This window comes from Candidatus Omnitrophota bacterium (genome assembly GCA_028699255.1).
In the GTDB taxonomy this organism is placed as follows: Bacteria; Omnitrophota; Gorgyraeia; order 2-01-FULL-45-10; family 2-01-FULL-45-10; genus FEN-1322.
In genome coordinates this window covers 162,463-176,086 of the sequence record JAQVUX010000002.1, presented here as the reverse complement: position 1 = coordinate 176,086, position 13,624 = coordinate 162,463, and the positions used below count along the sequence as shown (strand labels likewise).

The following is a 13,624-nucleotide window of genomic DNA, read 5'->3' as shown; positions in this document are numbered from 1 at the left end:
TGTCTTATTTCGATTTCACTTTGCCCGCATAGCGCTTGGCAAATTTCTCGAGACGGCCCGCAGAGTCAAGAAGCTTCTGCTTACCCGTAAAGAACGGATGGCACTTCGAGCAGATATCGACGTGGATATTCTGTTTTGTCGAGCGTGTCTGAAACACTTCGCCGCATACACATGCGATCGTCGATTCTTTGTATTCCGGATGAATTTTATCTCTCACGCTACTCCTCCTTGTTATTGGTTCATTGACATTAAGAACTCGGCGTTCGTCTTCGACTTCGACAGCTTCTCTATCAGAAGCTGCATCGCCTCGTCCGTATTGAGCTCATTTAAAACTTTCCTCATGAGCCATATCCTCTTAAGCTCGTCGGGATGGACGAGCAGTTCCTCTTTACGCGTATTCGACCGTTTGATATCGATGGCCGGATATATCCTCTTCTGGAAAAGGTTGCGGTCCATCTGGAGCTCCATGTTGCCGGTGCCCTTAAACTCCTCGAAGATAACTTCGTCCATCCGCGACCCCGTATCGACTAAGGCCGTCGCGATGATGGTAAGCGATCCGCCTTCTTCGATATTACGCGCCGCGCCGAAAAACCTCTTGGGCTTCTGTAGCGCGTTCGAGTCTACTCCGCCGGAAAGTATCTTCCCGGAGTGCGGCACGCACGAATTGTACGCGCGCGCAAGGCGCGTTATAGAATCCAAAAGTATCACGACGTCTTTTCGCGATTCGACTAACCGTTTCGCCTTCTCGAGAACTATCTCCGCGACCTGTATGTGGCGCTCCGACGGCTCGTCGAAGGTCGAGCTTATCACTTCGCCCTTTACCGAACGTTGCATATCCGTAACCTCTTCGGGCCGCTCGTCTATGAGAAGCACGATAAGCACCGCTTCCGGATAATTCGTCGTAACGGCGTTGGCGAACTTCTGCAATAACACCGTCTTGCCACTGTACGGCGGCGCGACTATAAGCCCGCGCTGGCCTTTGCCGACCGGGGTCAGGAGATCCATAACCCTCATCGATACCTCATCAGGTTTTGTCTCGAGGATAAATCTCTCGTCGGGATACAGCGGCGTGAGATTATCGAAGAGCGTCTTGTCTTTCGTCTCGTCGGGATTGCCGAAATTGACCGCTTCGACCTTGAGTAGAGCGAAATACCTCTCGCCCTCTTTCGGCGGACGTATCTGGCCGCTAACGGTATCGCCTGTGCGCAGATTAAAACGCCTTATCTGCGACGGTGATACGTATATATCGTCGGGGCCGGGAAGATAATTGTAGTCCGGGCTCCTCAAGAAACCGAACCCGTCGGGAAGTATCTCAAGAACACCTTCGCCGAATATAAGACCTTCTTTCTCGGTCTTCGCCTGCAGGATTTTGAATATAAGATCCTGCTTCTTCAACCCGCTCATGCCGTTGACATTCAAGTCCTTCGCCAACTTGGTAAGTTCCGAGATACTCATCGACTTAAGCTCGGCTATCTCCATAACTTTCCCTCCCCCCATACTCTTCGCACCTGTTCTCTCGTCCGGAACTTTGTCCCGCTGTTGTCTATCACCAGATCCGCCATTTTCAGTTTTTTCTTTAACGTCATCTGGCTGGATATCCTTCGCGCTATTTCCTTCTTTTGAATGCAGAATTTTTCTCGGCATCTTTCTACCTGTCTCCTTTTTGAACATTTGACTACTACCAATTTATCGGTAAGCCTGTCAAGACCCGCCTCTATGAGAAGCGGCGCGTCTATGACAACTACACCTTTTCGATTTGACTTCTTCGCTCTGCGGATGGAGCATTTAATTTCTTTTATAATCCGCGGATGAACTATTTTATTCAATTTTTTCAGAAGCGCGGGGTGTGTAAATACTTTATCCCCCAGGCGCTTTCTATCTATCTCTCCTTTTCTATTTAATATGTCCTTACCGAATAGCTTGACTATACGTATATATTCCCGGCTCTTCTTTTGGATGACCGCGTGCGCTATCCTGTCGGCGTCTATTACCGAGGCGCCCAAAGAACCGAATACCGACGCGACGAAGGTCTTGCCGGTGCCGAAACTTCCTGTTATGCCGATTATCGTTGCCATATCCGCTATATACCTTCTCGACTCGGCTAAAATTATTCTTCGCGATTCGTAAATAACCGCGTAGGTTGGCCGCGTGTCAATCCTTAGATAACCTACGCGGTTATTTCACGCGGTTATCTTCCCATACAGCTTTACATATTCTTTCGCCGACGATTCCCATGAAAAATCGAGCGCCATTACCCGTTTAACGAGATCCGACCAGACCGTCTTATTTTTATACGCCGCGAGCGCCCTTTTTATAGCGGCAAAAAGATGGTCGGCCCTGTATTCGGAGAACGTAAAGCCGTTGCCCTCCCTGGTCTTGGAACTGAACTCTTCTACGCTATCCTTCAAACCGCCCGTCTCCCTGACGACCGGTATCGTGCCGTATCGGAAACTTATCATCTGGCCAAGCCCGCATGGTTCATACCTCGACGGTATCAGAAATATATCCGCGGCGGCATATATCTTCTGCGCCAAGGTAGCGTCGAACTTCAGGTTTATAGACGCGTTCTTGCCGTGGATCTTTTTCATCTTCTCGAAAAGGATGTGGTATTTATTGTCTCCCGTGCCCAGAAGGATGAACTGCACTTTCATATTCAGGAGCTCGTCGATTATCTTCGCCAGAAGATCGAGGCCCTTCTGATCCGCAAGGCGCGATATGATACCGATCAGCGGTATATCGCGATCTATCTTTAAAGCCGTCTCTTTCTGGAGCCTCTCTTTGTTCGCGTATTTATCATCGACGGTCGGGATCGAATATTTTTTAAATATCTTCCTGTCGGTCGCCGGGTTCCAAGCGGTATAATCGAGGCCGTTTAGAATACCGGACAGCACCTTCTCTTTGTTTTTCAATACACCTTCCAGCCCGCAACCGAACTCTTTGGTAAGTATCTCTTTGGCGTAAGTCGGGCTCACCGTGCTCACCGCGTCGGAATAAACGATACCCGCTTTCGCGAGATTAACCTTGTCGTAGAATTCGAAATATTCTATGGTGAAAAGATTCCAGTCCAATCCAATCTTCGGGAATTCTTCCTTCGGGAATACGCCCTGGTACGCGAGATTATGTATAGTATAAAGCACTTTTGTTTTAGCAAAAAACGAATCGTATTTATACAGGGTATTAAGATAAACCGGTATGAGTGCTGTCTGCCAGTCGTTACAATGTATTACGTCCGGCTGAAAACCTTCCTTCTTACAGCGCTCCAGCGCCTCTCTGCAAAAGAACGCGAACCTGTCTAAGTTATCGCGATAATCGCCGAATTTGTCGCCGTAGAGTTCCTTTCTGTTAAAATAACCCTCGTTCTCCACAAAATATACTTTTACCTCTTTGCCTATGACGGCCTCGGAACCTTCCGTCTTCACGCAGGCGTACTTCGGCATGATGACGCGCACATCGACGCCCATCTCTTCGAGAGCTATCGGCAGGCTCCCGGCAACGTCGGCAAGCCCGCCCGTCTTAGCGAACGGCGCTACCTCGCCCGCCACAAACAAAACCTTTAGCTTATTCACACAGCCTCCATATCGAGCCAATTTTTGCCTACTTCTATATGCGCTTCCACCGGCACCTTTAATTTTATAATGTCTTCCATGCCTTCCTTTACTATCTTCCGCGCTTTTTCAAGCTCGCTCCTCGGGACATCGAAGACAAGCTCGTCGTGCACCTGCATCGTCATCTTCGTCTTCATTCCGCTCCCGCGCAACTTTTCGCTTATGGCGATCATCGCGACTTTTATCACATCCGCGGCGGAGCCCTGTATCGGCGCGTTCACGGCGGTCCTCTCGGCAAATTGCCTGATCCGCATATCCGGGTTACTTATCTCCGGTATGTAACGCCTGCGGCCTAATATCGTGGAAACGAAACCGTTCTTTCTCGCCTCCTCGACGAGCCCCTCGAGGTATTTTTTAATATCGGGGTACCGCTCGAAATATGAGTCTATGAACTCTTTAGCCTTGTCTACTCCTATACTTAAACTCTGGGACAGGCCGTACGGGCTCATGCCGTACACGATGCCAAAATTGACCGTCTTCGCCATGGCCCGCATCTCGGAGGTAACCTCCTCGGGCTTCGCGCCGAAAACCAAGCTTGCCGTAAAAGTATGTATGTCGAGTCCTTCCTTGAACGCCTTCGCCAACTGCTTGTCGCCGGAAAGATGCGCCAGTATCCTCAACTCTATCTGCGAGTAGTCGGCCGACAAAAGGACGCTGGATTCCGACGCCGGTATAAAAGCTCTGCGGATCTTCTTCCCCTCATCCGTCTTCACCGGTATGTTCTGCAGGTTCGGCCCGCTCGACGAGAGCCGCCCGGTAGCCGTAACCGTCTGGTTAAACGACGTATGTACCCGTCCGGTCTTCGGATTGATAAGCTCAGGAAGCGAATCGACATAAGTCGATTTTAATTTGGCGAGCTCCCTGTATTCTAAAAGCATTTTCGGCAGTTTATGTTCCGCGGCGAGCTTAACCAAAACCTCTTCGTTGGTGGAGATGCCTGTCTTCGTCTTTTTTATTACCGGTAGTTTAAGTTTTTCGAAGAGGATGCGCGAAAGTTGTTTCGGGGAGTTTATATTGAACTCCTCCCCGGCGAGATCATATATCTCCTTGGTCAACTTATCAAGTTTATGCCCTATCTCCGTCGAGAGTTTCGCCAGATAATTCTTGTCGATAGCGACGCCGTTTATCTCCATTATCGCCAAAACTTTTATGAGCGGTATCTCGACGTCGTAGAAAAGCCTATCCAATCCTTTATCCGCGATATCCTTTTCTAATATCTTTTTAAGGCGGAGCGTTACGTCGCTATCCTCACAGCAATAAGCCGATACTTTCGCCACATCGACCTTATCCATGGTTATAGCTGTCTTGCCTTTACCCAAAAGTTCCTCGATAGGTGTCGTCAGTTTATGGCTTAGATATTCGAGCGCGATATCGTCGAGGTTGTGGTTCAACTTCGACGGATTTAGGACGTAGGACGCAACCATCGTATCGAAAGATATGCCTTTTAACTCTATACCCTGGTTGGCAAGAATAATATATTCGTATTTTATATTCTGGCCTATCTTCTTTATTTTTTCATTTTCAAAGACCGGCTTGAGCGCTTCGAAAACACCGGAGACGGTAAAGTGTTTATTCATAGGCACGTAGCACGCCTTGCCTATCTTCCACGAGAATGAAACTCCGACGGGCTCGGCCAGCATCGGATCTTCACTGGTCGTCTCGAAATCGAACGCGAACTCGTCCAGCGCTTTAAGCTCGTCGACCAATTCTTTAAAAGCCTTGTCGCTGTCTATAGTCTCGTAAAGCGAATCGAGCGTGCCCTTAGGCGTCACGCTCTTCATAAGCGACTTGAACTCAAACTCCCTGAAGAGTTCCAGGAGCCTGCCCTCGTCCGGCTCCTTTAATTCAAGCTCCTTGAAATCTATCTTTATAGGCGCGTTCTCCTCGAGAACCGCCAGCTCTCTACTCATGTACGCCACGTCCTTATTCTCACCCAGTATCCGCTTCTTCGCGTCGCCCTTCACCTTATCGATATTCTTGTACAATTCATCAAGCGAACCGAATTCCGCGATCAACTCCATCGCCGTCTTCTCGCCTATCCCTTTAACACCGGGTATATTGTCGCTCGCGTCGCCCATGAGCGCCATTATGTCCACCACGTGCTCCGGCCCAACACCGTATTTCTCCTTAACCTTCGCGGCGTCGTATATAATATCCTCTTTATGCGGATTGTAAACCTTGATGTGGGCTCCGACTATCTGGAGAGCGTCCTTGTCACCCGTAACTATAAATGTATCTATGCCTTTTCCTTCCGCGCGCTTCGCTATGGTAGCCAATACATCATCGGCTTCGTAGCCTTCCAGCTGGAATATCGGTATGTTGTAAGCGGCGACTGTATCCTTTATATGCGGCATCTGGCCGACCAGGTCGTCCGGCATAGGTTTACGCTGTATCTTGTAATCTTCGTACTTCTTGTGTCTGAACGTAGGCCCTTTCATATCAAAAGCCACGGCCAGCATGTCGGGTTTCTTTTCCTTAACGATCTTATTGAGCATAGTAACGAACCCGTATATGGCGTTCGTCGGCTGGCCCTTTGAATTCGTGAGGGCCCGTATGGCATAGAATGCCCTGTAGCAGAATGAATTACCATCGATTAAATATAGCTTTTTATTGGACATTAAACGGACTTTGCAGGCATCTTATGTTTTTGGGATTTATCTACTCTTTCGAAAGGAAATTAGAAATTAGAATTGTCAATTACCGTGTATAAGTATACCAATATATCGCATTTTGTCAATAGAAAAAATTATCCCATACTGTCAAGAACTATGCTGACTTTCAGAATCAGTAACACTTATACTGTTAGGCTTAATCTCGGCGATCAGTGCGCCGAACAACATGGCTATCACCGATACGCGGTCAATTTTAATAGAATTCAGCATAAAAAATAACCCCCCTCTTAATTTGCTCCGTGCAGAGCTTTTATGACGATACGAGGGTTTATCTCGGCAATCCTGAGTAATGCCAAAGCCGGACCCTCCGGCCGTCTGCGCCCTTGTTCCCAATTCTGAAGCGTATCGATACTCACGCCAATCATATGGGCAAAGACGGCCTGAGAAGCGTGAAGCTTTAAGCGTATAGCCCTAACCATAACAGGATTAAATTTCGTAACCCTGCCAGCCTTCATCTTACCGGCGTGTATCTTTCTCGCCTGGTCGATACTCCTTAACAGATCTCCGAAGTCTTTGTTCTTCATAGCACACCGCCTTTTATGTAATCATACAGTATCTTTAACTGCTCTTTTGTTAAATCCTCTTGCCTTGATTTCTTATACGGAAGCAGGAGATATATCTTTGCGCCTCTCGCATATACGTAGTAAATAACTCGTATGCCTCCGCTTTTGCCTTTACCACTACTACTCCAACGTAATTTTCTTATGCCACCGCCACCTGGAATGACCGGCCCCGCTTCGGGATTAATCGCCAAAAACCATTGAAGTTCCCGATACTCATCATCACTTAAAAGATCAACTATTTTCTTTGTAAAAATCGGGGTTTCGATAAGTTCCATACTATATCCTTACGGTATAAGTATACGTCATTGGCGTATACTTGTCAAATCTTTTTTTATTTTTATTCTGCGCTACAGTGCGCGTGTATATATTTCACAGCGTCGAATGATTGATAATTACCGCGCCCCCCATGGAGATTTTTAACACAAGTGCCGTCTTGATAATTAAAGGATGAAAGAGTTAAGCAGGGATGGGATTTTGCCTCGCTTACCCCTTATATCCCACTTTTTGCCTCCCCTTTATCACTTCTTTCCTTAATATGATCCGAGAGGTAGTTGCCGGTGAGGTCGTCGATCGCCTGGGTCAGTTCCTGGATGCGGAGTTCCCGCTCGAAACGCGTACGCATGTCCTTTGGCGGGGTGAAGACCAGATCGAACTGCAGGCGCTTCCTCTCATAATAGATCCTCCGCAAATTATCGAGGATGTCGTTCCTGAGCTGGGTATTGAGCCGCGAGCGGACGTCGATGCTCGTTTGGTTATCGCTCCAGATGAGGTTGCCAAGGTCCCAGGATACGCTAAAGTCGAGGTTATTGGAATAATCGTCAGGGCCTACCACGGCATAATCACGCGTAGCGCTTGTATATATCTCGGTGTTGGATGACTGGTTGTTGCCGAGCCCCACAGAAACTTTCGGCACAAGCGCCTTTAATTTAGAATCCCTATGCCAACTCTGTATTTTCTGCGGGCTCACATCGCAGAACTTTATCGCCGCGTCCTGTAGATCCCTGAAAGATGGCTCGTTATCGAATGCTATCTTGAACGATTTCAGGTTACGCTCGATGTCCACATATTGATCGGCCGAGTACCTGCCCGTCTCTAACTTGTAGAGCCCTCTTTCCGTAACGGCCCATAACGCTTTCTCGTCCTCAGCGCAGAATAATATCCGCGAAGCGTTAAGAGTCTTTTCCGTGCCCTTGTAAAGCTCCGCCCAACCGCTCTTCTCATTAGTGAATTCGAATACGCCTTTGGTGGTTGCGCAATATAATGTCGCGGGGTTTTTTGACGGCAGGATGTAATTGACCGCCCCGCCCAGCCCGCTACCGGCAACGCTCTTCCACGACGCGCCTGCGTCGTCCGAGTACATGACAGACTTACCGACGCCAGCGTAGACACGCGAACCCCTGGCCGTAACACAGCTGACGGCGCCCAGTTCACCCGCCCCGCCCGCCTCCTCGTACTCAGCCGCGCTCACCGCCTCATCCCCCGCCTCAGAGTCAGCACCCGCCTCCGCGCCTCCTCCCGCGGCGTCTCCCGCGCCACCGCTCCCGCCGCCGACGTAGATGCGCTCCCACGCCGTCTGACCGCCCCGCCTGGCGTACAGCCCGTCCTCGCCCGCGGCGTATATCGCGTCCTTATTCAGGGCCGCGGACGATATCCGTTTATTCCTGAGATTTGCGCTGATATCCGACCAATGCGAGCCGAAGTCTTCGCTCAAATACAGCCCTTTCATGGTACAGATGGCCACTCGCCGCGGATCATATCTGGATATCTCGATGGACAGGATGTTGCTCTTCTCGCGGATTACCGTCCTGAAGACATTTTGCCACGTTCTGCCGCCATCTTCCGATCTGAAAAGTCCGCGTTTTGTACCGAGCAGGATATTCTTGCCGCGGGCATTAAGCGAATTGACTTCGTTCTCTCCGGGTGGAAGCGAAAATACCTCCTGCCATTTGTCGCCCTGCGCCACGTCGTGCGTCCTGTAGAGCGCGGTACGTGTAGCCAGATATGCGAGGCCGTTATCGGCCACCATGGCGCGCGTTTCGATATTTTTTATACTGCCGTCTTTGCCGGGATAGATTTCCTGGGCGCGAGCTTGTATTGCGGTAAACACCAGACAGAAAATTACGAATATTTTGGTCTTGCGGAACATCTCATCCTCCTTATTTTTGGAGGATGAGTATAGCACTTATTTAATTATTTGTCAAATCTTTTTGATTTTATTTAAATATCGCCTTCCATGGCAACCGCGCTGTCATTTTTATCGTCGAGGTCCTCAAATTTGATGTCGTAGCGGCGGCGCTCTAATTTCGAAAAGAGACTGTAAACACACGGCACGACGAAGAGCGTAAATAGCGTCGAGACGATAACGCCGCCTATAATGGTTATGGACATCGGGATGCGCGTCTCAGCGCCCGGGCCTATGGCAAGCGCCGGCGGCACCGCCGCGGATATGGTAGCGATCGACGTCATGAGTATCGGCCGCAGACGTATCGGGCACGCCTTGAGTAGCGCAGGTTTAACCTCGAGTCCCGCCTCCCTATGCTGGTTGGTAAAGTCTACAAGGAGGATCGAGTTCTTCTTTACTATACCCATCAGCAGGATAAGGCCGATCATACTGTAGATATTGAGCGACTGGTTAAACACCCACAGGCTTATGAACGCTCCCGAGATACTGAACGGCAGAGCGAATAATACCGACAGCGGATGCAGGTAACTATTGAATTGCGACGCGAGCACCATGTACGCGATAAGTATACCAAGTATAAAAGCGATCAATAGGCTAACCAAAGATTCGATAGCGGTTTGAGCGCTACCCGAGAATACCGCCTTGTAACCTTCGGGGAGAACGCTTTTTGTTATGCGCTCAACCTCTTTAAAAGCGTCCGTCTGCGATTTTCCGGGCGCAACGTTCGCGTATATCGTAATGGCCCGCTCTCTATTGCGCCGGGTTATAGTCATCGGCGTCGGTTTCGAACTTATAGTTACGACATTCTTCAGCTGGACGAGCTCGTTGCGGTTGTTCCACACCCACAGCTTCTCTATATCCTCTTCCTCGGTGCGCTGGGACGGCATAAGCCGCACCCTAACGTCGTAGCGCCGCCCATCCTTGGTATATTTCGCGATACGCTCGCCGCCTATCAAAGCGTTCACCGCGCTTCCGATAGCGGAAACACTCACACCCATGTCGTCGGCCTTTTGCCTGTTCGGTACGACGCGTATCTCCGGTATCTTGGCAAGAAAATCGGTGTCGACGTCGAGCATAAGCTTCGACTCTTCCATCTTCGCGCGTATCTCGTCGGAATACGCCGACAGCTTCTCCCAGTCCGGCCCTCTGACGGTAAATTCAACGGGAAAACCTCTCTGCGCCGAGAAACCTGACAGCGACAGATCCTGTATGGTAGCCTTAGTATCCGGTATTTTGTTCAATTCCTTACGGAATACCGTCATCAACTCGCCCTGGGTAAGCGGTTTTTTATTAGGCGGTACGATGGGCCTCTTCTTGGGATCTTTCAGCGTTACGAACATAACGCTTGAATTAACCTCGCCACTGCCGAAACCACCGACGAGCGAAAAGTAATCGCTAACCTCGGGCCTGCTCATAAGAAAATCTTCGGCCAGTTTGGAACGCTCGTCGGTTAATGTGATCGACGAGCCGACCGGCGTCTGAAGACGGCACATGAGCATGCTCATATCCTGTGACGGCAAAAACTCTTTGCGCATAATGCCGACGAAAAATATTGACGCCGCGAAAAAGGCAAGCGCCAATATCACAACGAGTATCCTTGCCCTAAGCGCCTTCTCCAGCAAAAAATGGTAAGTCGAAGCCAGCCATTTGAACCCGGAATCCACGCCCTTACCTATAAAGGTGCGGCGCGACCCGACCTCCAGGAATTGCGAGCATCTCATTGGCGCCAGAGTCAGCGCTTCCAGAAGCGAGAGCGCTACCGCGACCGATATTGTAACGCCGTATTGGAAAAAGAACTTTCCGATAATACCGTACATGAACGCGACCGGCAGGAATATGGCGATCAGAGCTATCGTCGCGGCGATGGCCGCGAATGTTATCTGCCGGGCGCCCCTGCGCGCGGCTTCTACTTTTTCGACACCTCTCTCCCTGTAGCGCACGATATTTTCGAGCACCATTATGGCGTCGTCGACGACTATACCTATCGCGAGCGACAGTCCCAAGACGGTAAACGTGTTCAGCGTAAAACCTAAAAAGTATATGACTATGAAGGTTCCAAGCACCGACGTCGGGATGGCGAGCAATATATTGAGTGTAGCGCTCCATGAACCCAGAAAGAACCAGCAAACGAGCGACGTAACTATAGCCGAGAGTATCAGCGTGAATATCAATTCCTGTATCGAGTCCTCGCTGAATTTCGTTTTATTGTAGCGGATACCTATATCGATATCTTTAGGCGCGTATTTTTTTATCTCCGCCAGCCGTTCCATTATCTTGTGCGCGACTTCGACCTCGTTGGCGCCGCGTTGTTTGCGGATGCCGAGCGCCACCGTCTGACGCTTGTTCGATCGCGCTATGCGCCTGACGTCGGCAAGTCCGTCTTCGATAGTCGCGACTTCCTTTAAATATATCGGCCGGAATACCGGCTGGCCCGACCTTTTAGGTATAAGGAGGTTTTCAAATTCTTTTGTGGTAGCCGCCTCCCCCATTACCCTTACGTTAAATTCTTTTATCGGCGTTTCAATTCTACCGGCGGGCAATTCCTCATGTTCCGATTTTACGGCATCTATTACGTCCTGCACGGTAAGCTGGTAGGCCTCGAGCTTATTGGCGTCAACCCATACCCTGAGATTCCTGTCGACGAATCCTCCGAGGAATATGTCACCGACGCCGTTTATAGTGGCGAACTGATTCTTGAGATGATCCTGCACATAGGTCATTATGTCGCGTAACGGCCTGCCATCGGACGAAACGGCCAGCATCAATATCGGATGGTCTTCGGAGTTAACCTTTGTTACAACGGCAGGATCGAGCTCTTTCGGCAGTGTCCTCTGCGCCTGGTCGATCTTCGACTGGACATCCTGGACGGCGACATCTATGTTTTTATTCAGATCAAATTCTACGCTTATAGTTGCCGACCCCTGGCGTATGGAAGACGATATTTCGCGCACCCCCTGTATGCTCATCAGGGAATCTTCAGCTATATCTACGACGTCCGTCTCCATTACCTCGGGAGCCGCGCCTTCCCACGTAAGGTTTATCGAAACCATCGGGAAGTCGACGTCAGGCAATTGCCCGACACCCAGGCGTGTGTAGCTTATAATGCCGAATATAATAAGCGCGGCCATCATCATCCACGCAAATACCGGATTTTTTATCGAAAGGTCAGAAAGTGTCATTCAAGCTCTCCGTTCCGCTCTGCCCGACCGCAACGCGCAACTGCCAGTACTGGCGCTTAGCCGCATACAAAGCGCTTATATAATCTCTCTCGGCGTCTTCCAGCGTCTGGATAGACGTCAAAACATCAAGGTTGCTGACCAGACTGCGCTCGTAATCTTTCTTCTGCAAATGATAATTCAGCTTTGCCGCCGAATACGCCTTCCTTAACGCTTCATATACGGCCATAGCTCCAACGAGGTTTGCGTAAGAATCCTTAATATCGTAAGGCGCTTTGCGTTTCGCGCGATGATATTCCTGCTTTCGCTCATCCGCCTCCAGGTTGGCCACTTTGGAATTGCCCAAAACTTCGGTTCCTTCGAATATCGGCACATTTACGGTAAGCATTACATCCCAGTCGGTATTTTCATAAAAACCCGTACGCTGGACGTAATAATTGCCCGACAAATCGGCTTCGGGCAGGAAACCGCTATCCACCACCCTGATATTTTCTTTCGACAATTCCCAGGCAAACTTCGCGGCCTTCACGTCGGGCCTGTCGGAAGCTTTTAAAACATAATACTCTTCTATGTTTAGTTTTATGGGAAATGGGTACGAATCCGATATTTCGCCGACCGGCTGTCCCACGAGAAATTCCAAAAGCTGGCGCGCCGTTATCTCTCTACTCTTCGCCAGTTCTATAGACGCCTCGACGTTATAAAGCTGGGCTTTAACGTTTACCACTTCGCTTGGCTTCGAACGTCCCAATTTTTCGCGGGCTATCAGTTCCTTAACGCGATCCGCGAGCGCTTTCCGAGTCTTTTTCAAAACTTTAAGATCGTCCCGTCTCTCTTTCAAAAGATAAAAAGCGTCCGCTACGTCGACGAGGAGGAGCTGTTCGGCGCGTATCTTTTCATCGATACGCTGGTTCTTCTCGTATTTGGCGCCACGTATCGCGGCTATGGCTTTGAAACCGTTAAAAAGCGTCTGTGTAACGTTAAAATATCTGGTCGAGCTCTTGGCTGGTTTTAAAGTACCGAAGGTCGTGCCTTTATCGGCAGGCTTTGTCTCCTGATAGTCTTCGGATATAAACGATGCGTGCGGCAGTATCTCAGACAAAGCCACCAGAAAGTGCGCATCCGCTTCTTTTATAAGATCGGCGTTTATAGCGATTATTTCGCTCTGTATAAGGGCCATCTGGTAGCAATCCGGTAATGTAAATGCTATTGAACAAATCGGAGTTTTCTCCGCGGGAGCGGATGCAGGGTTATCAGAAATCGCTTTAGACGTTGGTTCAGCCTTCGCGGGCACACTGTAGGAGGCTTGTTCCTGCGCGGCCTTTTTACGCTCTTTTGCGGAAACGGCCGTCCCTTCGCTCAGGACATCCGCCGGGCCTAAACTCAATAAAATAAAAAATAATAATAAAATCGCTACAAATCTCTTCAC

General features: G+C 49.6%; 10 protein-coding genes. All 10 read right to left on the bottom strand.

All coding sequences use genetic code 11. The annotated features are described in order from the left end of the window. Positions 1–4: 4 nt before the first annotated feature. The 10 genes from rpmE to PHS46_02510 all read right to left on the bottom strand — a co-directional run bounded on the left by rpmE (position 5) and on the right by PHS46_02510 (position 13,624). On the bottom strand, positions 5–217 hold the full coding sequence (gene rpmE / locus PHS46_02555; GenBank protein ID MDD3905393.1) for a 50S ribosomal protein L31: 213 nt from the start codon (positions 215–217) through the stop codon (positions 5–7). A gap of 14 nt (positions 218–231) precedes the next feature. Then, complete coding sequence (gene rho / locus PHS46_02550) at positions 232–1,479, bottom strand: transcription termination factor Rho (protein ID MDD3905392.1); 1,248 nt, start codon at positions 1,477–1,479, stop codon at positions 232–234. After that, a complete protein-coding gene (gene coaE, locus PHS46_02545; protein MDD3905391.1) occupies positions 1,470–2,075 on the bottom strand; it encodes a dephospho-CoA kinase in 606 nt (201 codons plus the stop codon). Before coaE ends, rho begins: the two co-directional genes overlap by 10 nt. 105 nt (positions 2,076–2,180) lie before the next feature. Continuing rightward, positions 2,181–3,566 (bottom strand): glycogen synthase GlgA, encoded by a 1,386-nt coding sequence (gene glgA / locus PHS46_02540; protein ID MDD3905390.1) that lies wholly within the window; start codon positions 3,564–3,566, stop codon positions 2,181–2,183. Next, a complete protein-coding gene (gene polA, locus PHS46_02535) occupies positions 3,563–6,223 on the bottom strand; it encodes a DNA polymerase I (protein MDD3905389.1) in 2,661 nt (886 codons plus the stop codon). The genes glgA and polA overlap by 4 nt, the downstream gene beginning before the upstream one ends. A gap of 281 nt (positions 6,224–6,504) precedes the next feature. After that, positions 6,505–6,801 (bottom strand): NadS family protein, encoded by a 297-nt coding sequence (nadS, locus tag PHS46_02530; GenBank protein ID MDD3905388.1) that lies wholly within the window; start codon positions 6,799–6,801, stop codon positions 6,505–6,507. Beyond that, on the bottom strand, positions 6,798–7,115 hold the full coding sequence (locus tag PHS46_02525; GenBank protein ID MDD3905387.1) for a type II toxin-antitoxin system RelE/ParE family toxin: 318 nt from the start codon (positions 7,113–7,115) through the stop codon (positions 6,798–6,800). Before PHS46_02525 ends, nadS begins: the two co-directional genes overlap by 4 nt. Positions 7,116–7,330: 215 nt before the next feature. Further along, positions 7,331–8,986, bottom strand: a complete 1,656-nt coding sequence (locus PHS46_02520) for a hypothetical protein (GenBank protein ID MDD3905386.1) — start codon at positions 8,984–8,986, stop codon at positions 7,331–7,333. Between the two features lie 71 nt (positions 8,987–9,057). After that, positions 9,058–12,201 (bottom strand): efflux RND transporter permease subunit, encoded by a 3,144-nt coding sequence (locus tag PHS46_02515; protein ID MDD3905385.1) that lies wholly within the window; start codon positions 12,199–12,201, stop codon positions 9,058–9,060. Beyond that, positions 12,188–13,624 (bottom strand): TolC family protein, encoded by a 1,437-nt coding sequence (locus PHS46_02510; protein MDD3905384.1) that lies wholly within the window; start codon positions 13,622–13,624, stop codon positions 12,188–12,190. The genes PHS46_02515 and PHS46_02510 overlap by 14 nt, the downstream gene beginning before the upstream one ends.

Excerpts from the sequence above, each read along its gene's own strand:
- PHS46_02525 (MDD3905387.1), bottom strand. The coding sequence starts at position 7,115 with ATGGAACTTATCGAAACCCCGATTTTTACAAAGAAAATAGTTGATCTT.
- rho (MDD3905392.1), bottom strand. The coding sequence starts at position 1,479 with ATGGAGATAGCCGAGCTTAAGTCGATGAGTATCTCGGAACTTACCAAG.
- PHS46_02520 (MDD3905386.1), bottom strand. The coding sequence starts at position 8,986 with ATGTTCCGCAAGACCAAAATATTCGTAATTTTCTGTCTGGTGTTTACC.
- coaE (MDD3905391.1), bottom strand. The coding sequence starts at position 2,075 with ATGGCAACGATAATCGGCATAACAGGAAGTTTCGGCACCGGCAAGACC.
- polA (MDD3905389.1), bottom strand. The coding sequence starts at position 6,223 with ATGTCCAATAAAAAGCTATATTTAATCGATGGTAATTCATTCTGCTAC.
- PHS46_02515 (MDD3905385.1), bottom strand. The coding sequence starts at position 12,201 with ATGACACTTTCTGACCTTTCGATAAAAAATCCGGTATTTGCGTGGATG.
- nadS (MDD3905388.1), bottom strand. The coding sequence starts at position 6,801 with ATGAAGAACAAAGACTTCGGAGATCTGTTAAGGAGTATCGACCAGGCG.